17 protein-coding genes are annotated in these 21358 nt (G+C 62.6%); 3 read left to right on the top strand and 14 right to left on the bottom strand.

What is annotated here, in order from left to right; genetic code table 11:
- Positions 1-140: 140 nt before the first annotated feature.
- A complete protein-coding gene (locus EGJ86_RS22725; RefSeq protein ID WP_106732189.1) occupies positions 141-2189 on the top strand; it encodes a bifunctional diguanylate cyclase/phosphodiesterase in 2049 nt (682 codons plus the stop codon).
- A 24-nt stretch (positions 2190-2213) separates the two neighbouring features.
- Here EGJ86_RS22725 and EGJ86_RS22720 read toward each other — a convergent pair whose 3' ends face one another.
- Positions 2214-3221 (bottom strand): TRAP transporter substrate-binding protein, encoded by a 1008-nt coding sequence (locus EGJ86_RS22720; protein ID WP_106732190.1) that lies wholly within the window; start codon positions 3219-3221, stop codon positions 2214-2216.
- A 312-nt stretch (positions 3222-3533) separates the two neighbouring features.
- On the opposite strand from EGJ86_RS22720, the gene tam reads away from it, so the two are divergent.
- On the top strand, positions 3534-4295 hold the full coding sequence (gene tam / locus EGJ86_RS22715) for a trans-aconitate 2-methyltransferase (protein WP_106732191.1): 762 nt from the start codon (positions 3534-3536) through the stop codon (positions 4293-4295).
- A 128-nt stretch (positions 4296-4423) separates the two neighbouring features.
- Here tam and nuoN read toward each other — a convergent pair whose 3' ends face one another.
- From nuoN to EGJ86_RS22650, 13 genes are all read right to left on the bottom strand, one after another.
- A complete protein-coding gene (nuoN, locus tag EGJ86_RS22710; RefSeq protein WP_106732192.1) occupies positions 4424-5908 on the bottom strand; it encodes an NADH-quinone oxidoreductase subunit NuoN in 1485 nt (494 codons plus the stop codon).
- A 19-nt stretch (positions 5909-5927) separates the two neighbouring features.
- The gene (nuoM, locus tag EGJ86_RS22705; protein ID WP_106732193.1) at positions 5928-7457 is read right to left on the bottom strand and encodes an NADH-quinone oxidoreductase subunit M; all 1530 of its coding nucleotides are present in this window, start codon (positions 7455-7457) and stop codon (positions 5928-5930) included.
- A gap of 15 nt (positions 7458-7472) precedes the next feature.
- Complete coding sequence (nuoL, locus tag EGJ86_RS22700) at positions 7473-9323, bottom strand: NADH-quinone oxidoreductase subunit L (RefSeq protein ID WP_125836720.1); 1851 nt, start codon at positions 9321-9323, stop codon at positions 7473-7475.
- A complete protein-coding gene (nuoK, locus tag EGJ86_RS22695; RefSeq protein WP_003460477.1) occupies positions 9320-9628 on the bottom strand; it encodes an NADH-quinone oxidoreductase subunit NuoK in 309 nt (102 codons plus the stop codon). Before nuoK ends, nuoL begins: the two co-directional genes overlap by 4 nt.
- Entirely contained in the window at positions 9625-10134 is a 510-nt protein-coding gene (gene nuoJ / locus EGJ86_RS22690) for an NADH-quinone oxidoreductase subunit J (RefSeq protein WP_041979356.1), read from the bottom strand. Before nuoJ ends, nuoK begins: the two co-directional genes overlap by 4 nt.
- A gap of 9 nt (positions 10135-10143) precedes the next feature.
- Positions 10144-10692 (bottom strand): NADH-quinone oxidoreductase subunit NuoI, encoded by a 549-nt coding sequence (gene nuoI / locus EGJ86_RS22685; protein WP_013715472.1) that lies wholly within the window; start codon positions 10690-10692, stop codon positions 10144-10146.
- An 11-nt stretch (positions 10693-10703) separates the two neighbouring features.
- Complete coding sequence (gene nuoH, locus EGJ86_RS22680; RefSeq protein WP_106732195.1) at positions 10704-11696, bottom strand: NADH-quinone oxidoreductase subunit NuoH; 993 nt, start codon at positions 11694-11696, stop codon at positions 10704-10706.
- Positions 11693-14401, bottom strand: a complete 2709-nt coding sequence (gene nuoG, locus EGJ86_RS22675; protein ID WP_125836719.1) for an NADH-quinone oxidoreductase subunit NuoG — start codon at positions 14399-14401, stop codon at positions 11693-11695. Before nuoG ends, nuoH begins: the two co-directional genes overlap by 4 nt.
- A 58-nt stretch (positions 14402-14459) precedes the next feature.
- Positions 14460-15806: an NADH-quinone oxidoreductase subunit NuoF gene (gene nuoF / locus EGJ86_RS22670; protein WP_106732197.1), complete on the bottom strand. Its 1347-nt coding sequence runs from the start codon at positions 15804-15806 to the stop codon at positions 14460-14462.
- On the bottom strand, positions 15803-16303 hold the full coding sequence (gene nuoE, locus EGJ86_RS22665; RefSeq protein WP_106732480.1) for an NADH-quinone oxidoreductase subunit NuoE: 501 nt from the start codon (positions 16301-16303) through the stop codon (positions 15803-15805). Before nuoE ends, nuoF begins: the two co-directional genes overlap by 4 nt.
- Positions 16300-18081 carry an NADH-quinone oxidoreductase subunit C/D gene (gene nuoC, locus EGJ86_RS22660; protein ID WP_125836718.1) on the bottom strand — a complete coding sequence of 594 codons (1782 nt, stop codon included), beginning with the start codon at positions 18079-18081 and terminating at the stop codon, positions 16300-16302. The genes nuoE and nuoC overlap by 4 nt, the downstream gene beginning before the upstream one ends.
- Positions 18082-18144: 63 nt before the next feature.
- Positions 18145-18822 carry an NADH-quinone oxidoreductase subunit B family protein gene (locus EGJ86_RS22655; protein WP_013715478.1) on the bottom strand — a complete coding sequence of 226 codons (678 nt, stop codon included), beginning with the start codon at positions 18820-18822 and terminating at the stop codon, positions 18145-18147.
- Positions 18823-18832: 10 nt separating this feature from the next.
- On the bottom strand, positions 18833-19246 hold the full coding sequence (locus tag EGJ86_RS22650) for an NADH-quinone oxidoreductase subunit A (RefSeq protein WP_013715479.1): 414 nt from the start codon (positions 19244-19246) through the stop codon (positions 18833-18835).
- 567 nt (positions 19247-19813) lie between these two features.
- Between EGJ86_RS22650 and EGJ86_RS22645 the strand changes: the two genes are divergently transcribed.
- Entirely contained in the window at positions 19814-21211 is a 1398-nt protein-coding gene (locus EGJ86_RS22645; RefSeq protein ID WP_125836717.1) for a pectin acetylesterase-family hydrolase, read from the top strand.
- Positions 21212-21358: the final 147 nt, after the last annotated feature.

Raw genomic sequence — 21358 nt, 5'->3', positions numbered from 1 at the left:
CAGGTGCATGCACCGCCTGACCTGGGAGCTAAGTTTCCGCTAAGATTCGCACTCTAGTATCAAGTGATCGCAACTGGCCATTATTGGTGTAGGGCAGCTATCGCCCTTCGGTCGTGCGTCCTTCTGTTCAGAGTTCCGCGATGCTGATTGGTAGTTACGATTTCGCCCTGGTCTTTCTCTCGCTGTGCGTGGCGATCCTGGCGTCCTATACCGCCCTCGACCTGGCGGGGCGTATTACTGGCGCCCAAGGCGCGGCCCGGGTGCTGTGGATCGGCGGTGGTGCCGTGGCCATGGGGCTCGGCATCTGGTCCATGCACTTCGTCGGCATGCTCGCCTTCAGACTGCCGATAGACCTTGGCTACGACCTTGCCATCACCCTGCTTTCACTGGCCATCGCCATGCTCGCCTCAGGCTTTGCCTTGTGGTTGGTCAGCCAGCCCGAACTGCCGGCCTGGCATCTATGCCTGGGCGCCGTAGCCATGGGCGCCGGCATCGGCGCCATGCACTACATCGGCATGGCCGCGATGCGCATGCAGCCTGGTATCGTCTATGACCCGCTGCTCTTCGCGCTGTCGCTGCTGATCGCTGTCGCCGCCTCTGGCGCTGCCTTGCTCATCGCCTTCCGCCTGCGCCGTCACACGCGCCATGTGCGTTTGTTGCGCGGCGCGGCGGCGGTGATCATGGGCTTTACCATCGTCGGCATGCACTACACCGGCATGGCAGCTGCGAATTTCCCCGAAGGCAGCTTCTGCGGCGCAGCCTTCAGCGGCCTGGACAGCGGTTGGCTGGCCAGTCTGGTGATCGTCACAACCCTTGCCGTGCTGGCCATCGCCTTGCTGACCTCGATTCTCGACGCACGTCTGGAAGCGCGCACCGAGCTGTTGAGCAGTTCGCTGGCCAAGGCCAACGCCGAATTGACTCAATTGGCACTGCACGATGGCCTGACCAAGCTGCCCAATCGTCTGTTGCTGGAAGATCGCATCAATCAGAACATCCTCAAGTTGCAGCGCAACGGCGGTTATTTCGCCTTGCTGTTCATGGACCTGGACGGCTTCAAACCGGTAAACGATGCCTTTGGTCATCACGTTGGCGATCAGTTGTTGGTCGCGGTGGCGCAGCGTCTGCGTGCCCATCTACGCGCCAATGACAGCCTGGCGCGTATCGGTGGTGACGAGTTCGTGCTGCTGGCCGAGCTGCGTCATCCGGATGATGCAAGCAACGTGGCCAGCCATGTGGTGGGGCTGCTCAGTCAACCCTTCGAGATCGACGGTCATGAGCTGCGCGTTTCCACCAGCGTGGGAATTGCCCTGTATCCGGGAGATGGTGTCGACCAGCAGGAGCTGCTGATCAATGCTGACGCCGCGATGTATCACGCCAAGAGTCTGGGCAAGAACGGTTACAGCTTCTTCGAGAGTTCGATGAACACCAATGCGCGGCAGCAACTGCAGTTGCTGCATGACCTGCGCGTTGCCCTGGAGCGCGGCGAGCTGCGTCTGCACTACCAGCCAAAGTTCGCCAGCGGCTCTGGGCGCATGCTGGGGGCCGAGGCCTTGCTGCGTTGGCAGCATCCGCAACAGGGGTTGTTGGCACCGGTGCGCTTCATCGGGCTGGCAGAGAAGACCGGGTTGATCATCCCGATTGGTGATTGGGTGCTGGATGAAGCCTGTCGGCAGATGCGCTTGTGGTACGAGCAGGGTCATCAGGACTGGCGCGTGGCGGTGAACCTCTCGGCACTACAGTTCTGCCATGGTGAGCTGGTCGAAACCGTGCGCCAGACCTTGGCCAGGCATGCGCTACCGGCCAATTGCCTGACTCTGGAAATCACCGAAAGCACTGCCATGCATGATGTGAGCGCCAGCCAAGTGATTCTCGAACAGCTCGCCGAAATGGGGGTGGACATCGCCATCGACGATTTCGGTACCGGCTATTCAAGCCTGCTCTATCTCAAGCGTTTGCCAGCTAACGAACTGAAGATCGACCGTGGTTTCGTGCGAGACCTGGAGCACGACGGCGATGACATGGCCATCGTATCCGCCATCGTTGCCCTGGGCCAGGCGCTTGACCTGCGCATCGTCGCCGAAGGGGTCGAGACGCCCGAGCAACAGGCGTTCCTTACCGAATTGGGCTGTGACTCGTTGCAGGGTTACCTGCTCGGGCATCCACTGCCGCCCGAGCATATTCCCAGCTGATCGGTGCTTGGCGGATATCCGCCATCAATTGCGCTGCTTGCGATTGACCGTCTGTGCGGCCTTGATCACGTCGCTGCCGATCACCGATTCAAACTGCTGCCAGACCGGGCGCATGGCGTTGCGCCAGGCTTCGCGCTCTTCGCTGCTGAGGGTGATCAACTGGCTACGGCCGGAGTCGATGATGCGTTGGCGGTCAGCCTGGTTGGCGGCTTCGGCCTGTTTGTTCACCGCATAGGTGACTTCATCGATGATGGCTTCCAACTCCACACGGATGTGATGCGGGATGCCGTACCAGAAGCGTGAGTTGCTCACCAGCATGTAGTCCAGCACGCCATGGTTGGTTTCGCTGATGAACGGTTGTACTTCGTGCAATTTCTGGCTGTAGATGTTCGACCAGGGGTTCTCCGCACCTTGCACCTGGCCGCTCTGCAGCGCCTTGAACACTTCTGCGAAGGGCAGCTTCTGGGTGCTGGCGCCAACCTGGCCGAATTGCGCCTCCAGCACCGCCGAGGGCTGAATGCGGAAGCTCAGACCATTGGCGTCACCGGGCGTATGCAGCGCGCGCGTTGCGGAAAGCTGCTTCATGCCGTTGTGCCAATAGGCCAGGCCGACGATGTTGTGGTCTTCCATCGAGCGCAACAGTTGGCGGCCTTTGGAGCGCTTCTGGAAGCGATTGACCGCTTCGATGTCGTCGAACAGAAAGGGCAGGTCGAACACTTGCAGTTGCTTGGTGTACTGCTCGAATTTGGCCAGGGAGGGTGCCAGCAGCTGCACCTCATCGTTGCGCAGTGCCTCCAGCTCGTTGGCGTCACCGTAAAGACTGGAGTTTGGGTAGACCTCGACCTTGACCTTGCCGGCCAGGCGCTCCTCGACCAGTTGCTTGAACATCAGTGCGCCCTGGCCCTTGGGCGTGCCATCGGCGACGACGTGGGAAAACTTGATCAGGATAGGTTCATCGGCCAGTGCCGTATTGGCACCAAGAGAGGCTAACGCCAAGGCGCATGCGGCCAGGGCGCGGACTGGATTGAACATACTGCTTCCTTTTCTTCTTGTCGGTTGCGACGCCTTTACGGCGGCCTCGTGTTGGTCGCTCCACTGTTCTGCTATGGGGATATAGGCAGCATCCCAGACAGTTCAGAGCTGATCCTTGTATGGCAAGGGTTATGCCAGTGTGGCGAATTTCCGCCAGCCTGCCAGGGCTGGTAAAAAGCCTGTGATCTGACGCACAGGTGGTGGCGGATAACCGCCATGTGCCAGCAGCTTTACAGCGGAAAATTGCCGGTGGCGGAGTGCGGCGCGTGGCCTGTTATCCTCTGTCGGTCGAATGAAGCCAGGAGTTTTCTGATGAGTTGGTCTGCCCAGCAATATTCCCTGTTCGAACGTCAGCGTACCCGTCCGGTACATGACCTGCTGGCAGCGGTACCGCGCGATGCTGTCGAGCTGGCCGTCGACCTGGGGTGCGGCCCCGGTAACTCCACGGCCGTGTTGCAGGCGCATGCGCCCGAGGCACGGGTGATGGGTATCGACAGCAGCGAAGACATGTTGCGTGCGGCGCGCGAACGGTTGCCGCAGGTGACTTTCCAGTTGGCGGATATCCAGCACTGGCAGGCCGAGTGCGCGCCGCAGCTGATCCTCGCCAACGCCTCGCTGCAATGGCTGCCCGATCACGCCCAGCTATACCCGAGATTGCTGGCGCAGTTGGCGCCCGGCGGCTGGTTGGCGATCCAGACACCGGACAATCTGCAAGAGCCCGCGCATCGCCTGGCCCGCGAAGTGGCGGCAAAAGGGCCGTGGGCTGAACTGATTGGTGACGTGCGTCATGCCGAGCGGCACAGCGCACAGACTTACTACGACATCCTTAGTACTCAGGCCAGTGAGCTGGATATCTGGCGTACCACCTACTTCCATGTGCTGGACGATGCTGCTGCGGTGGTGGAGTGGTTCAAATCCACTGCGTTGCTGCCATTCCTGCAGCCGTTGGATGCCGAGCAGCAGGCAGCTTTTCTCGAACGCTATCAGGCGGCGATCAGGGAAGCCTACCCGGCGCAGGCCGATGGTCGAGTATTGTTGCCGTTTCCGCGGCTGTTTTTGGTCGCTCGTCGATAGCGCAACAAGCTGTCGCGGCGAAAACCCCTCCCACAAGTCACCATGAATCTGTGTGGGAGGGGCTTTAGCCGCGATCCGCAAAAGAAAGCCCCCGCAGATGCGGGGGCTATTCGTTTACGGGGCTTTGTTTACTGCGCCAGGGCGACCAGTCCTGCCTGCTGCACCAGCTCCAGCAACGGCTGCGGGTACACGCCGAGGAAGAAGGCGAGCAGGGCAACGACCAGTAGCATGATGCCGCCGGCGCGCTGGCCCCAGTCGAAGGGCGCATCGTGGCGATGCAGGTTGGGTTCGCGCATGAACAGGGTGACCATCACCCGCAGGTAATAGAACACGCCGATGGCGCTGCCCAGCATCATGGCACCGAGCAGCCACCACAGCTGCGCTTCGACACCGGCAGCGATCACGTAGAACTTGCCGATGAAGCCTGCGGTCAGCGGAATGCCGGCCAGCGACAGCATCATCACCGTAAGCACGGCGGTCAGGTACGGGCGGCGCCAGAAAAGGCCGCGGTACTCGTACAGCGCATCGGCATCACGACCGCTGTAGGGCGTGGACATCAGGGTGATCACACCGAAGGCGCCCAGGCTGGTCAGCACGTAGGTGGCCAGGTACACGCCCACGGCTTCCACTGCCAGACCTTTGCTCGCCACCAATGCCACCAGCAGGTAACCGAAGTGAGCGATGGAGGAGTAACCCAGCAGGCGCTTGAGGTTGTTCTGCAGCAGCGCCAGCAGGTTACCGACCAGGATCGAGGCGATGGCGATGAGGGTCAGCAGCTCGCTCAGCCAGCCGCCGCTCATCGCCGGGGATATCTGGTACAGGCGCAGCAGCACGGCGAACACCGCCACCTTGCTGGCAGTGGCCAGGAAGGCCGCCACCGGTGCAGGAGCACCTTCGTAAACGTCCGGCGTCCACAGGTGGAAGGGCACCAGCGACAGCTTGAAGGCCAGGCCAATGAGCATCATGCCGATGCCGATCTGCACCAGCTGGCTGCTCTCGCGCATCAGGCTGGCGCCGATATCGGCGAAAGCCAGGTTGCCGGACTCGGCATACAACAGCGCCATGCCGAACAGCAGGAAGGCACTGCCTGCGGCCGACAGCACCATGTACTTGATGCCGGCTTCCAGCGAGCGCTTGTTGAAGAAGGCGTAGGCGATCATGCCGTAGGTCGGTACCGACAGCAGCTCCAGGCCAATGAACAGGCTGGCCAGATGCTGCGCGCTGACCAGCACCAGGCCACCAGCGGCGGACAGCAATACCAGCAGGTACAGCTCCTCGCGGTTGCCCGGATAACCCTTGCCCGAATCGCCGCCCAGGTAAGCATGGATCAGCGTGATGCAGGCCAGGCTGGCCGCTAGCACCAGGGCCATGTAGTAGCAGGCGAAGGTGTCGATCAGCAGCAGCGGGGTGACTTGTAGCGGCGCCACCTCCAGCGTCGGGATCAGCGACAGCAGCGCCAGGTTCAGGCCCACCACCGAGAGGATGAAGGTCACCGTGTGATTGCGCTTGGCGGCGATGGCCAGCATCACCACGACTGCGGTAAGGCTGGTCACCAGCAGCGGCAGCAGGGCGATCAGGTGTTGCAGGGTGAAGTCGACAGCGTGATGTTCCATGAGTCTCTAATCCTTACCCTTACCGGCCCGAGGCGAGTTGATCGAGGGCGCCAGCCATCCACTGCTGCACGCCGTGCATGCTGGCAGCGGAGGTGTCGAGCACCGGTTGCGGGTAAACGCCAAGCAGAATCAGCAGTACGCCTAGGCCGAGCACCATGGCCAGCTCGCGTGGTTTGAGGCCGGGCAGCGGCGCGTCCTGTTGCACCGGGCCGAAGTAGGCGCGGTGGATCATCGCCAGGGCGTACACCGAGCCGAGCACCAGGCCGGTGGCAGCCAGCACCACGACCCACGGCGCGCTGGGGAAGCTGCCGAGCAGAATGAGGAATTCGCCGACAAAGTTGCCGGTGCCCGGCAGGCCCAGTGCGGCGGCAGCGAAGAACAGGCTGATGGCCGGCAGCCAGGGCATGCGCGCCCAGATCCCGCCCATCTGGCGCAGATCACGGGTGTGCACGCGCTCGTAGAGCTGGCCGCAGAGGATGAACAGCGCAGCAGCGGACAGGCCGTGGGCGACCATCTGCACCACCGCACCTTGCAGGGCGATCTGGCTGCCCGAATAGATGGCGATCAGTACGAAGCCCATGTGCGAGACGCTGGAGTAGGCCACCAGGCGCTTGATATCGGTCTGCGCGAACGACAACAGCGCGCCGTAGATGATGGCGAACACGCCGAGCCACTGGGCGATGGGTGCGAATTCGGCCGAGGCGTTGGGGAACAGCGGCAGGGCAAAGCGCAGCAGGCCGTAGGCGGCGGTTTTCAGCAGGATACCCGCCAAGTCAACGGAGCCAGCGGTCGGCGCCTGGGCATGGGCATCCGGCAGCCAGGAGTGCACCGGCACCACCGGGAACTTCACCGCGAAGGCGACGAAGAAACCGAGCATCAGCAGGTATTCGGTGCCAGGCGCCAGTTCGGTCTTCAGCAGGTCGGCATAGTTGAAGCTGAGCACGCCGGTCTGGTTGAAGTGCACGAACACCAGGGCCAGGATCGACACCAGCATGATCAGGCCGCTGGCCTGGGTGAAGATGAAGAACTTGGTAGCGGCGGTGATACGGGTACGACCGTCGCTGCCGCTATGACCCCAGAGCGCGATGAGGAAGTACATCGGCACCAGCATCATTTCCCAGAAGAAGAAGAACAGGAACAGGTCGACGGCGAGGAACACGCCGACCACGCCACCGAGAATCCACATCAGGTTGAGGTGGAAGAAGCCGACGCGGTTCTGGATCTCGTTCCACGAGCAGAGTACTGAGAGCACACCGAGCAGGCCGGTGAGCACCACCATCAGCACCGACAGGCCATCCATCGCCAGGTGGATGGTGATGCCCAGACGCGGGATCCAGTCGATGACGAACTCGTGGGCCCAGCGCGGGCCGCCGTCCGGGGCCGGCGCCAGGGTGAAGTCACCGCTGACCCACAGCCACAGGCTCAGGCCGAACAGCAGGCCCATGGTGATCAGGGCGATCCAGCGCGGCAGGACGTGGCCGAAGCGCTCGCCTTGCCAGCACAGCAGGCCGCCGATGAAGGGAATCAGGATTAGCCAGGGCAGAATCATGACAGGCTGTTTTCCTTAACTCAGAAAGAGGATGGCGGCGAGCACCAGCACGGCGCCCCCGGCGATCGAAGCGGCGTACCAGCGCACCTGGCCGTTCTCGCTGCGTACCAGTGCGGCGTTGCCGCCACGCACGAGCAGTGGAATCAGGCCAATGCCACGGTCGATGGGGTCGCGGCGCAGCAGATGGCAGAGCGCAAGGTAGGGGCGTACGAACAGCTTGTCGTAGAGCCAATCGAAGCCCCAGGCGGCAAACCACAGTGCGCTCAGCAGGCGGCCTGGTGCGCTCTGCGCCACGGCAGACGCTACGCGGCGCTGGCCGAGGAAGAGCAGGGCGGCGATGACGATCCCGCTCACCGCGATCAGTCCCGACAGCAGTTCCAGGCTGTGCTTGGCCTCGCCTCCGGCATGGCCGGCGCTTTGTGGCAGCACGCCAGCCAGCGGCGGGGTGATCCAGGCGCCGATGAAGGTCGACAGCACGATCAGCACCATCAGCGGCAGGTTGTGGGCGATGCCATGACCAGCGTGCGCCTCGGTCTTCTGCTCGCCATGGAAGGCGATGAAGATCAGGCGGAAGGTGTAGATAGAGGTCAGGAAGGCACCAACCAGGCCCGCGTAAAGCAGCTCGCTATGGCCGCTGGCGAAGGCTTCCCAGAGGATTTCGTCCTTGGAGTAGAAGCCGGCGGTCAGCAGTGGCAGGGCGGCTAGCGCCGCACCACCGACAACGAAGCTGGCGTAGGCCAGCGGCAGCTTTTTCCACAGGCCGCCCATCTTGAAGATGTTCTGCTCGTGATGGCAGGCGTGGATCACCGCACCGGAGGCGAGGAACAGCAGGGCCTTGAAGAAGGCGTGGGTCATCAGGTGGAAGATCGCCGCGTCCCAGGCGCCGACGCCCAGGGCGAGGAACATGTAGCCGATCTGGCTCATGGTCGAATAGGCGAGGATACGCTTGATGTCGGTCTGCACCAGCGCGGCGAAACCGGCCAGCACCAGAGTCACGCCGCCGACGATGCCGACCAGCTCGAGAATTTCCGGGGTCAGCAGGAACAGGCCGTGGGTACGGGCGATCAGGTACACCCCGGCGGTGACCATGGTCGCCGCGTGGATCAGCGCTGACACCGGCGTCGGGCCTGCCATGGCATCGGCCAGCCAGGTCTGCAGCGGCAACTGGGCGGATTTACCGACCGCGCCGCCCAGCAGCATCAGGGTGGCGAGCCACAGCCAGGCGTCACCGGCCACGTATTTTTGCGGTGCCAGCACCATCAGCTCCTGGATGTTCAGGGTGCCGAGGTTGATGAACAGCAGGAACATGCCGATCATCAGGAACACGTCGCCGACGCGGGTGACGATGAAGGCCTTGAGCGCTGCGTTACCGTTGGGTACGTGCTTGTAGTAGAAGCCGATCAGCAGGTACGAGCACAGGCCGACGCCTTCCCAGCCGAAGAACAGCACCAGCAGATTGTCGCCTAATACCAGCAGCAACATGCTGAAGATGAACAGGTTGGTGTAGGCGAAGAAGCGCGAATAGCCTTCCTCGCCGCGCATGTACCAGCTGGCGAACAGGTGGATCAGGAATCCCACACCAGTGACCACACCGAGCATGGTCGCGGACAACCCATCCAGATGCAGGGTGAAGCTCGGCGCCAGGCCTTCGACGCTCATCCACTGCCATAGGGTCAGGCTGTAGGTGCCGTCAGCCGGCGGATTGCCGAGAAAGGCGGCAATGACCCAGCTGGCGCTGGCGGCGGCCAGGCCGATGGAGCCGACACCGATCAGCGCACTGGTGTTTTCCGAGAAGCGTCCGCGCGAGAAGGCCAGCAGCAGCCAGCCGAGCAGCGGGAAGAATAGAGTCAGGACTAGAAGGTTCATCCGCGCATCTCGCTGGCAGCGTCGATATCCAGGGTATTGAAGCGGCGATACAACTGCAGCAGGATCGCCAGGCCGATGCTGGCCTCGGCGGCTGCCAGGGTGATCACCAGAATGAACATCACCTGGCCGTCAGCCGCGCCCCAACGTGCGCCGGCAACCACGAAGGCCAGCGCTGCGGCGTTCATCATCACTTCCAGGCTCATCAGGATGAACAGGATGTTGCGCCGCACCATCAGACCGACCAGGCCGATGCAGAACAGCACGCCTGCCAGGGCCAGGCCGTGTTCCAGAGGTATGCCGGTCATACGGTGGGCTCCTTGGCGTCGTGGCGGCCCAGGTGGTAGGCAGCGACCAGTGCGGCGAGCAGCAGCATGGAGGCCAGCTCCACGGCCAGCAGGTAGGGGCCGAACAGGCTGATACCGACGGCCTTGGCTTCCACTGTGGTGTGGCCGATATGGGCGTCGCTGACGTGGTTCAGCAGCACATAGAGCAACTGACCGAGCAGCAAGGCACTGAGGATTGCCGGGCCGACCCAGATACCGGGCGTCAGCCACTTGCGCTCCTGCTCGGCGGCAGCCGGGCCGAGGTTGAGCATCATCACCACGAAGACGAACAGCACCATGATGGCGCCGGCGTAGACGATGATTTCCAGCGCGCCGGCAAAGGGCGCACCGAGGGCGAAGAACACCATCGATACCGCCAGCAGCGAGACGATGAGATAGAGCAGGGCATGCACCGGGTTGGTATTGGTGACCACCCCGACCGTTGCTGCCACCGCCACACCGGCGGCGAAGTAAAACGCGAATTCCATCAGAAACTCCTAAGGCAGCAGGCTCTTCACGTTGATCGGTTCGGCCTCGTTCTGCGCGGCGCCCTTGGGCTTGCCGGCGATGGCCATACCGGCAACGCGGTAGAAGTTGTAGTCCGGGTTCTTCCCGGGGCCGCTGATCAGCAGGTCTTCCTTCTCGTACACCAGATCCTGGCGCTTGAACTCGCCCATCTCGAAGTCGGGGGTGAGCTGGATCGCGGTGGTCGGGCAGGCTTCCTCGCACAGGCCGCAGAAAATGCAGCGCGAGAAGTTGATGCGGAAGAACTCCGGATACCAGCGACCGTCATCGGTCTCGGCCTTCTGCAGCGAGATGCAGCCTACCGGGCAGGCCACGGCGCACAGGTTGCAGGCCACGCAGCGCTCCTCGCCGTCGGGATCGCGGGTCAGGACGATGCGGCCACGGTAGCGCGGCGGCAGGTAGACCGGTTCTTCCGGGTATTGCAGGGTGTCGCGCTTGCGAAAGCCATGGCTGAAGACCATGGCCAGGCTGCGCAGTTGGGTGCCGGTACCGACCAGCACGTCCCAGATGTACTTGAACATTGCTTTTCTCCTTACTGGGCCGTGGCCAGCACGACGGCGCCGGTCACCAGCAGGTTGATCAGGGTCAGCGGCAGGCAGAACTTCCAGCTGAAGGCCATGACCTGGTCATAGCGCGGGCGTGGGATCGACGCGCGCAGCAGGATGAAGATCATGATGAAGAAGGCCGTTTTCAGCGCGAACCAGAAGAACGGAATCTGCGGCAGGATGCCAAACGGGCCGTGCCAGCCACCGAAGAACAGGGTTACCAGCAGCGCCGACACGGTGACGATGGCCACGTATTCGCCAACGAAGAACATGCCCCATTTCATCCCGGCGTATTCGATGTGGTAACCGTCGGCCAGCTCCTGCTCGGCTTCCGGCTGGTCGAACGGGTGACGGTGGGTCACGGCGACGGCGGCGATGAAGAAGGTACAGAAGCCGAAGAACTGCGGAATGATGAACCACAGGTTCTGCGCCTGGTAATCAACGATGTCGCGCATGTTGAACGAGCCGACCTGCGCCACCACGCCCATCAGCGCCAGGGCCAGGAACACCTCATAGGAGATGGTCTGGGCCGAGGCACGCAGGCTGCCGAGCAGGGCGAACTTGTTGTTGCTGGCCCAGCCGGCGAACAGCACCGCGTAGACCGACAAACCCGCCATGGCGAAGAAGAACAGGATGCCGATGTTCAGATCCGCCACGCCCCAGTTCGGGGTGATGGGGATGATGGCGAAGGCCATCAGCATCGCCGAGAAGGCGATCATCGGTGCCAGGATGAAGATGAACCTGTCGGCGAACGGCGGCGTCCAGTCCTCCTTGAAGAACATCTTGATCATGTCGGCGGCGATCTGGAACATGCCGAACGGCCCCACGCGGTTGGGGCCGTAGCGATCCTGCCACCAGCCGAGCAGACGGCGCTCAATGAAGCTCAGCAGCGCGCCGCAAACCACCACCACCAGCAGGATGACGATGGCCTTGAGTACCGCGATGACGATCTCGATCAGTTCGGGCGTCAGCCAGCTCATTGCGCGACCTCCTGCAGCAGGGTCACGCTGGCACCGGCGATGACCGCCGGAATCCCAGGCAGGCCAAGCGGCAAGCCGACCAGGCCGATGGCCAGGTCATCGCGCACCTTGAGCGGCAGGCGCAGGGCCTGGCCATTGACGCGCAGGGCCAGCAGCGCACCGTCGTTCACCCCCAGGCGTGCCGCTTCATCGCGGGCCAGGGCCACGTAAGGTTCGGGCATGCGCTCCTGAATCGGTTTGGCGCGCGCGGAGTTTTCCTCGCTGCCGAACAGGTGGTGCAGCGGCGCCACCTGCCAGGTGCCGGCTGCCGGGTTGAACGCGGCGTTCACGGCGAACCAGGGCAGGGCGTTGCCGGCAGCTTCGAGCAGGCGTACGCCGGGGTCGCCGGCGCGGAGATGGCCGCCGACCTCGTCCTGGAACTTGTTCCAGGCCTGCGGCGAGTTCCAGCCCGGCGACCAGGCGAACGGAATCTGCTGCCGGTCTTCCTTGCTGCCGGCATAGCCTTCCATGGAGAAGGCGAAGGCCGAGTCCTGATCCTGCGGCTGACGCGGCTCGTGCACGCTGATGTTGGCGCGCATGGCGGTGCGGCCACTGTAGCGATGCGGCTCGCGCGCCAGCTTGAGCCCCTTGATGCGGAACGAGGCGCTCGGTGCGGCATCCTTGATGCCGGACAAATGCGGGTTGCTGGCGGCGCAGGCCTCGGTGACCTGATCCAGTTGTGTCCAGTCCACGACCTTGCCTTGCAGGGTGCTGTGCAGCGCGTGCAGCCAGCGCCAGCCTTCGCGGATCAGAAAATTGTTGTCGTAGTAGCTCGGCTCATAGACCTGGAAGAAGCGCTGAGCGCGGCCTTCGAGGCTGACCAGGGTGCCGTCGCCTTCGGCGAAGCTCGCCGCCGGCAGCAGCAGGTGGGAGCGTTCGCTGGTGGCGGTGCGCTGGTGATCGGCGACGATCACTGTCTGTGCGGCGCTGAGCGCGGCATCGACCTTGGCGGCATCGGCGCGGCGGTACAGGTCATTTTCCAGCACGATCACGGCATCGGCCTGGCCGTTGCTCAAGGCATCCAGCGCGGCATCGACGGATTCACCGCCCAGCAGCGCCAGGCCCAGGCTGTTGGCTTCCGGCACCACCAGGCTCAGCGAGCCGTTCTTCTCACGGTTCTTCAGCGCGCTGGCGATATTGGCGGCAGCTTCGATCAGGGCCTTGTCGCCCAGCGAGGCGCCGGAGACGATCAGCGGGCGTTGGGCTGCCAGCAGGGCCTCGGCGATGCGCTGTACCAGCGCTTGCGCCTCGGCTTCCAGGCCGTCGACGGCCGGTGCACTCGGGTCGATGGCGGGAGCCACGGCGAAACCGATGCGAGCCAGATCGGCCGGCGCGGCGTGCACACTTTCGGCGGCCACGTCGTCCAGGCGGGTTTCCGTGACGCTGGCGACAAACAGCGGGTGACGAGCATGCTGCGCAACGTTCTGCACGGCCGCCATGTGCCAATCCTGAATACGCGCACCGGCAGCGATCTCGGTGGCCTTGCCCTTGACCGCCTGGCGCAGGGCCAGGGCCATGCGTGCGGCGGTCTGGGTCAGGTCTTCGCCGAGGACGAAGATGGCGTCGTGCAGCTCGACGTCGCGCAGGGTCGGCGTCGGCAGCGGGCCGTTCTGCAGGATGTCGCGGATCAGGCGGATATTGGTCAGCTCGCCAGCGGCGATGCCGCTATAGAAGTTATTGGCACCGACCAGTTCGCGCAGGGCGAAGTTGGATTCGAGGCTGGCACGCGGCGAGCCAATGCCGATCACGCGCTTGCCCTTGAGCAGCTCGGCGGCCTTGTCCAGCGCGGCATCGATGCCGATGGCCTGGCCAGCCAGCAGCGGCTGACGCGGGCGATCCTCGCGGTTGACGTAGCCATAGCCGAAGCGGCCACGGTCGCAGAGAAAGTACTGGTTCACCGAGCCGTTGAAGCGGTTCTCGATGCGGCGCAGTTCGCCGTAACGCTCACCGGGGCTGATGTTGCAGCCGCTGGAGCAGCCATGGCAGATGCTCGGGGCGAACTGCATGTCCCACTTGCGGTTGTAGCGTTCGGAGTGGGTCTTGTCGGTGAATACGCCTGTCGGGCAGACCTCGACCAGATTGCCGGAGAACTCGCTTTCCAGCGTGCCGTCCTCCACACGGCCGAAGTACACGTTGTCGTGCGCACCGTAGACGCCCAGGTCGGTGCCGCCGGCGTAGTCCTTGTAGTAGCGCACACAGCGATAGCAGGCGATGCAGCGGTTCATCTCGTGGGCGATGAAGGGGCCGAGTTCCTGGTTCTGGTGGGTACGCTTGGTGAAGCGGTAGCGACGGGCGTTGTGCCCGGTCATCACCGTCATGTCCTGCAGGTGGCAGTGGCCGCCTTCCTCACAGACCGGACAGTCGTGCGGGTGGTTGGTCATCAGCCATTCGACGACGCTGGCGCGGAACGCCTTGGACTCTTCGTCGTCGATGCTGATCCAGGTGTTGTCGGTGGCAGGCGTCATGCAGGACATGACGATACGACCACGGGTGTCGTTCTCGTCGTTGTACTGCTTGACCGCGCACTGGCGGCACGCCCCGACGCTGCCAAGCGCCGGGTGCCAGCAGAAGTAGGGGATATCGAGTCCGAGGGACAGGCAGGCCTGCAGGAGGTTGTCTGCACCATCGACTTCGAAATCTTTGCCGTCTACGTGGATAGTGGCCATTTCTTCAAGTCTTCGTTTGCCCGCTGGTTAAAGCGGCTGGCTAAGGGAATTCGTCTGTTCAGCTCGCGGTTGCCGGCGTGCGGGGCGTACTCGCCACCTTGGCCACACCGGCCTCGAACTCTTCACGGAAATACTTGATCGCGCTGCCCAACGGCTCCACGGCACCCGGCGCGTGAGCACAGAAGGTCTTGCCCGGGCCGAGGAAGTTGACCAGGCCGAGCAGGGTGGTGATGTCCTCGCGGGTGCCTTCGCCACGCTCCAGGGCACGCAGAATCTTCACGCTCCACGGCAGGCCGTCGCGGCACGGCGTACACCAGCCGCAGGACTCGCGGGCGAAGAACTCTTCCATGTTGCGCAGCAGCGAGACCATGCTGATCGAGTCGTCGACCGCCAGCGCCAGGCCGGTGCCCATGCGCGTGCCGACCTTGCCGATGCCACCGGCGTACATCTGTGCCTCGAGGTGCTCGGGCAGCAGGAAGCCGGTACCGGCACCGCCAGGCTGCCAGCACTTGAGCCTGTAGCCGTCACGCATGCCGCCAGCATAGTCCTCGAACAGCTCGCGCGCGGTAATGCCGAATGGCAGTTCCCACAGGCCGGGGTTCTTCACCTTGCCGGAGAAGCCCATCAGCTTGGTGCCATGGTCTTCGCTGCCCGGGCAGGCGAGGCCCTTGTACCAGTCCACGCCCTGACCGACGATGGCCGGCACGTTGCACAGGGTTTCGACGTTGTTGACGCAGGTCGGTTTGCCCCATACGCCGACGGCGGCCGGGAAGGGCGGTTTGGCCCGTGGGTTGGCGCGGCGGCCTTCCAGCGAGTTGATCAGCGCGGTCTCTTCGCCGCAGATGTAGCGACCGGCGCCGGTGTGCACGAACAGCTCGAAATCGAAGCCGCTGCCAAAGATGTTCTTGCCGAGCAGGCCTGCGGCCTTGGCTTCCTCGATGGCTCGGTTGAGGTTGGCCGCGGCGTCGACGTACTCGCCGCGCAGGAAGATGTAGCCGCGATAGGCCTTGAGCGCGCGCGCGGAGATCAGCATGCCTTCCACCAGCAGGTGGGGCAGCTGTTCCATCAGCATTCGGTCTTTCCAGGTGTTGGGCTCCATTTCGTCCGCATTGCACAGCAGATAGCGGATGTTCATGGATTCGTCGGCCGGCATCAGGCCCCACTTCACGCCCGTGGGGAAACCTGCGCCGCCGCGCCCCTTGAGGCCGGATTCCTTGACGGTCTGCACGATGTCAGCCTGAGCCATCTCGGTCAGTGCCTTGCGTGCGGCCGCGTAGCCGTTCTTCTGCTGGTATTCCTCCAGCCAAACCGGCTGGGCGTCGTCACGCAGGCGCCAGGTCAGCGGATGAGTTTCTTCGCTGCGGGCGATACGGTTGGCCGGGCCGATGGAGGTCAGGGTCTTCATTTGTAGGCCTCCAGCAGCTTGGCGACGCCGTCAGGTTGGACATCGCCGAAGGTGTCGTCGTCGATCATCAGCGCCGGGGCCTTGTCGCAGTTGCCCAGGCAGCACACCGGCAGCAGGGTGAAGCGCTCATCGCTGGTGGTCTGGCCAAGGCCGATGCCGAGCTGCTTCTGCATCTCGCTGACCACCGACTCATGGCCGCCGATGTAGCAGGTCATGCTGTCGCACACGCGAATCACGTGACGGCCGACGGGCTGGCGGAAGATCTGGCTGTAGAAGGTAGCCACGCCTTCGACGTCGCTGGCAGGAATGCCGAGGATTTCGCCAATGGCGTCAGCGGCGCCGTCCGGCACCCAGCCACGCTGCTTCTGCACGATCTTCAGCGCCTCGATGCTGGCGGCGCGAGGGTCTTCGTAGTGATGCATCTCGTGCTCGATGGCCGAGCGCTCGGTTTCGCTGAGGGTGAAACGGTCGGTCTGAATTAGCGTGCTCATGATCAGCGGTCCACGTCGGCCATGACGAAGTCGATACTGCCCAGGTAGGCGATCAGATCCGCCACCATGCTGCCGCGAATCACCGAAGGGATCTGCTGCAGGTGGGCGAAGCTGGGGGTGCGAATCCGGGTGCGGTAGCTCATGGTGCTGCCGTCGCTTGTCAGGTAGTAGCTGTTGATGCCCTTGGTCGCCTCGATCATCTGGAAGGCTTCGTTGGCCGGCATGACCGGGCCCCAGGAAACCTGCAGGAAGTGAGTGATCAGGGTTTCGATGTGCTGCAGCGTGCGCTCTTTCGGCGGCGGCGTGGTCAGCGGATGATCGGCCTTGTACGGGCCTTCCGGCATGTTCTTCAGGCACTGGTCGATGATGCGAATGCTCTGGCGCATCTCTTCCACGCGCACCATGCAGCGGTCGTAGGCATCGCCATTGGCTGCCAGCGGCACTTCGAAATCGAAGTGCTCGTAACCGGAGTAGGGGCGCGCCTTGCGCAGGTCGAAGTCGCAGCCGGTGGCGCGCAGGCCGGCGCCGGTGGTGCCCCATTCCAGCGCTTCCTTGGTGTTGTACTGCGCCACACCGATGGTACGGGCCTTGAGGATGCTGTTCTTCAGCGCCGCCTTCTCGTATTCGTCGAGGCGCTTGGGCAGCCAGTCGACGAATTCCTTGACCAGCTTGTCCCAACCGCGCGGCAGGTCGTGGGCGACGCCACCGATGCGATACCAGGCCGGATGCAGGCGAAAGCCCGTGATGGCTTCGATCACCTTGTAGGCACGCTGGCGGTCGGTGAAGGTGAAGAACACCGGGGTCATGGCGCCGACGTCCTGGATGTACGTACCGAGGAACAGCAGGTGGCTGGTGATGCGGAAGAATTCGGCGAGCATCACGCGGATGAAGTCGACACGGGCCGGCACCTTGATGCCGGCGAGTTTCTCCACCGAAAGCACGTAGGGCAGGTTGTTCATCACCCCGCCGAGGTAGTCGATGCGGTCGGTGTAGGGGATGAAGCTGTGCCAGCTCTGGCGTTCGGCCATCTTCTCGGCGCCACGGTGGTGGTAGCCGATCTCCGGTACGCAATCGACGATCTCTTCGCCGTCGAGCTGCAGGATGATGCGGAAGGCACCGTGGGCAGACGGGTGGTTCGGGCCGAGGTTGAGGAACATGTAGTCCTCGTGCTCGCCGCCGCGTTTCATGCCCCAGTCTTCGGGGCGAAAGCGCGCGGCTTCTTCTTCCAGCTGCTGTTTGGCCAGGGTCAGGCTGAACGGATCGAATTCGGTGGCGCGCGCCGGGTAGTCCTTGCGCAGCGGGTGACCTTCCCAGGTCGGCGGCATCATGATGCGGCTCAGGTGCGGGTGGCCGGTGAAGGTGATGCCGTACAGATCCCAGACTTCACGCTCGTACCAGTTGGCGTTGGGCCAGATACCGGTGGCAGTGGGCAGGTTGAGGTCGCTCTCGGACAAGGCGACCTTGACCATTACGTCACTATTACGCTCCAGCGACATCAGGTGATAGAACACCGTGAAGTCGGCGTCCGGCAGGCCGCGACGCTGGGTACGCAGGCGCTCGTCAACGCCGTGAAGGTCGTAAAGCATCACGTAGGGGCGCGGCAGGTTGCGCAGGCAGGTGAGCACTTCGATAAGGCGCTCACGGGCGACCCAGAGTACCGGCATGCCGGTGCGGGTCGCCTGCAGGGTGAAACTGTCTTCGCCAAAGCGGGCTTGAAGTTCGGCGACGACGTCCTGGTCGTCAGCCTTGTAAGGCGGTATGGACACAACGGTGTCTTGAGTCATGGTCTCGGTCGCTGTCGATCAACGTAGAAAGTGGGCATGACGCTTGCGCAGGCAAGCATCGGCTCAGACTTCGTCGGGGCTACGCAGGTTGGTAACGGCGATTCGCTGCTCGCGTCGCTGTTCCTTCTGCGAAGGCATTTCGGCACGGTAGATGCCTTGATCGCCAACGACCCAGGATAGCGGGCGGCGCTCCTGGCCGATGGATTCCTGCAGCAGCATCAAGCCTTGCAGGAACGCCTCGGGCCGGGGCGGGCAGCCGGGAATGTAGACGTCCACGGGGAGGAACTTGTCCACGCCCTGAACGACCGAGTAGATGTCGTACATGCCGCCGGAGTTGGCGCATGAACCCATGGAGATGACCCACTTGGGCTCCAGCATCTGCTCGTAGAGGCGCTGGATGACTGGCGCCATCTTGATGAAGCAGGTGCCGGCGATGACCATGAAGTCGGCCTGGCGGGGTGATGCGCGAATGACTTCCGCACCGAAACGCGCCACGTCATGCGGGGCGGTGAAGGCGGTGGTCATTTCCACATAGCAGCAGGACAGGCCGAAGTTGTACGGCCACAAGGAGTTCTTGCGCCCCCAGTTGACCGCGCCGTTAAGCACGTCCGAGAGCTTGCCCATGTAGATGTTCTTGTGAACCTGATCCTCTAGCAGCGGGTCGGAGACGACCTCCCGCTGGCCGATCGGATACGCCTCGTTGGGCGCATTCGGGTCGACCCGAGTAAGTTTGTATTGCATCGCCAAAGCCTCATTGTTTTAGCTTCGCCTGCCGTTCACGACGTCCCTGCGGTGCCCAATCGAGCGCGCCGATACGCCAAAGATAGACAAGACCTGCCAACAGAATTGCTATGAAAACTGTAGCTTCGATCAGGCCCGCCCAGCCGCTTTCGCGCACCGAGACTGCCCAAGCGAAGAGATAGAGGGCTTCAACGTCGAAGATCACGAAGAGCATCGCGACCAGATAGAACTTGGCTGACAGGCGCAGACGCGCGCTGCCGGTAGGAAGCATGCCCGACTCGAAAGGCTCGTTCTTGCTACGTCCCCAGGCTTTGCTGCCGAGCAGACTGGAAACGCCGAGCATGAAGGCGATGAGCCCGCAGACACCCAGCAAGAACACAGCAAAAGCCCAGTTGTGGGACATGGTCGTTACCGCATCAGGCATGCCGGTACTCCTTGAATTAAGGAACGGCTTTTAATCTATTTAGCGACCAGACACCGTCGAGGGCGTTGGCGCGAAGTGTGTATACAATACTATGTGCAGACCAACTGTAAGTAAATTTTTCAGAGAAAATTATTCCTGAAATTCGATCATTTCTGATTGATTTGTCGCATTGGTGTAATTCTGAAGCGAGCCGTGTGGGCTGGCGTTTCAGGACTATAGCTGATGACTCTGCTCTGGCAATTTCAAGGCGCATTCATCCGGCTAATTTGCCTCATTTCGCAGCGTGATTGCCCTCAGCGAGATGAGCAATTCGCTGCCACTTTGGTGTTAAGGCGAAAGCATCGAATGGCTTGCTGGATTCTCAAAGCGCATAGCCGGCGGCATGGCTTATCACTAAACGTTATTCATCTCCAGGTGCCGTCCAACTGATCTTGTACTAGCGTGCATGAATCGCCCCATGGCGATGCGCAGTTGATCGAGCAGTGCCCACCATCCGCTGGGTCTGCGATGTTGCCCTGCCTGGGTATGCCGACCCTTCGTACGAATAACAATATGAGGGGTTTTGCCATGCCTGTTGTCCAGTCGTTGCCGCGTATTGTCCCAGCCGTTCTGTTGCTAGCCCTGAGCGCGCCTGCCAGCGCGGAATTGGGTGATTACAATTTCTGGCAGAGCTTGAGCAATCTGGTGTCGCCGCCCAGGGCCGACAATCCGGTGACGCCTGCGCAGCGAGTCGGCCCCTACCCGTTGTTGGCTAACCCGAGTGGTTTCAACAGCGGCTTCAATCCCGGCAATTACTACGGTTGGCAAACGATTCAGATGGCGCCGCAGACCGGTGCTGTGTGCGGCAATGGCTCGCCATACAAGTTCTTCATCAATCGCGTGCCGAACACGCGCAATACCATCGTTTACCTGGAGGGCGGTGGCGCCTGCTGGGACTACGCCAGTTGCAGCGGGCAAAGTGGCATACGTGGCGCGCGCAATCCGGATGGGATTACCAATGACTACATGTCGCTGCTCAATCCGGGCGCAAGTCTGGTCAGCCCCTTCGTCGTGCGTCTGCACCCCTGGACGCGCGTCAAGACGCAGAACTGGAACATGGTCTATGTGCCGTATTGCACGGGCGATATCTACTCCGGCGACAAGGTGGCGATCTACGAAGACCCGCAAGGGGCAAATCCGCCGTTGGTATGGCATCACAACGGCTTGCGTAACATGCGCGCGGTGGCCGGGTGGCTGAAGGACAACCTGCCGCGACCGACGCAGATGCTTACCACGGGATGCAGTGCAGGCGGCGCCGGCAGCCTGACCAACTATGCCAACCTGCGCCAGGACATCGCGCCGGATCGTGGTTATCTGATCAATGATTCCGGGCCGGTGTATACCGCCTTGGCTGGCGATAATCAGGCGTACCCCTCTTATCCGCTGCAGACCCTGATCCGTCAGGCTTGGGGCCTCGATGCCGCTCAGGGGCCGTTGCAGTACCTGCAGGCGCGTCTGCCAGGCTTCAACAGCAACGACCTGGGCAGCCTGTATCCGGCGCTCTCGAGTAATCTGCCGGGAGATCGCATGGGGCATACGCATTTCTGGCAGGACCTGAACTATTCATCCTATTCCTATGAGCGCTTCTACCCGGAGATCGTCAATGCGCCGAATCAGGCTGCCAAGGACGCCCTGATCAAGCAGCGCTGGACGACGGACACCACGCGTCTGCGCAGCCAACTGGCCAGCCTGGGTAATGTCGGTGGTTATTTCCCGCAGTTCCGTAACGTCAACGAAAGCCATTGCACCAGCATCATCGAGTTCGCCAACTCCGATATCCAGGAGCCGAATCTGCAGTTGGACAACTTCGTCAGCAGCGTTCTCGATGGCAGTGGACAGGTACTGGATGCTTCGGAAAGCAGTGATATGGCTGACCGCAACAAACCCTTCAATCTGCTTTATTACCTGCTGGACCAGATGCTCTGAACAGGGGTTGAACCAACGCGGCGACAACTTGGGTTGTCACCGCGTTCAGCTGTTGGGAGCTTGTCGGTACGAGGGTGTACGAATTTTTGTGTAACCGACTCATGAGCGACACTGTCGCTCCGAACCGGAGACACCATGAGCAAGACG

This window comes from Pseudomonas sp. o96-267 (genome assembly GCF_003935465.1).
GTDB lineage: Bacteria > Pseudomonadota > Gammaproteobacteria > Pseudomonadales > Pseudomonadaceae > Aquipseudomonas > Aquipseudomonas sediminis.
The sequence above is the reverse complement of the archived record's forward strand: the minus strand, read 5'-3'. Positions and strand labels throughout refer to the sequence as shown.

Coding starts and splice junctions, on each gene's coding strand:
- EGJ86_RS22725 (WP_106732189.1), top strand. CDS start 141: ATGCTGATTGGTAGTTACGATTTCGCCCTGGTCTTTCTCTCGCTGTGC.
- EGJ86_RS22720 (WP_106732190.1), bottom strand. CDS start 3,221: ATGTTCAATCCAGTCCGCGCCCTGGCCGCATGCGCCTTGGCGTTAGCC.
- tam (WP_106732191.1), top strand. CDS start 3,534: ATGAGTTGGTCTGCCCAGCAATATTCCCTGTTCGAACGTCAGCGTACC.
- nuoN (WP_106732192.1), bottom strand. CDS start 5,908: ATGGAACATCACGCTGTCGACTTCACCCTGCAACACCTGATCGCCCTG.
- nuoM (WP_106732193.1), bottom strand. CDS start 7,457: ATGATTCTGCCCTGGCTAATCCTGATTCCCTTCATCGGCGGCCTGCTG.
- nuoL (WP_125836720.1), bottom strand. CDS start 9,323: ATGAACCTTCTAGTCCTGACTCTATTCTTCCCGCTGCTCGGCTGGCTG.
- nuoK (WP_003460477.1), bottom strand. CDS start 9,628: ATGACCGGCATACCTCTGGAACACGGCCTGGCCCTGGCAGGCGTGCTG.
- nuoJ (WP_041979356.1), bottom strand. CDS start 10,134: ATGGAATTCGCGTTTTACTTCGCCGCCGGTGTGGCGGTGGCAGCAACG.
- nuoI (WP_013715472.1), bottom strand. CDS start 10,692: ATGTTCAAGTACATCTGGGACGTGCTGGTCGGTACCGGCACCCAACTG.
- nuoH (WP_106732195.1), bottom strand. CDS start 11,696: ATGAGCTGGCTGACGCCCGAACTGATCGAGATCGTCATCGCGGTACTC.
- nuoG (WP_125836719.1), bottom strand. CDS start 14,401: ATGGCCACTATCCACGTAGACGGCAAAGATTTCGAAGTCGATGGTGCA.
- nuoF (WP_106732197.1), bottom strand. CDS start 15,806: ATGAAGACCCTGACCTCCATCGGCCCGGCCAACCGTATCGCCCGCAGC.
- nuoC (WP_125836718.1), bottom strand. CDS start 18,081: ATGACTCAAGACACCGTTGTGTCCATACCGCCTTACAAGGCTGACGAC.
- EGJ86_RS22655 (WP_013715478.1), bottom strand. CDS start 18,822: ATGCAATACAAACTTACTCGGGTCGACCCGAATGCGCCCAACGAGGCG.
- EGJ86_RS22650 (WP_013715479.1), bottom strand. CDS start 19,246: ATGCCTGATGCGGTAACGACCATGTCCCACAACTGGGCTTTTGCTGTG.
- EGJ86_RS22645 (WP_125836717.1), top strand. CDS start 19,814: ATGCCTGTTGTCCAGTCGTTGCCGCGTATTGTCCCAGCCGTTCTGTTG.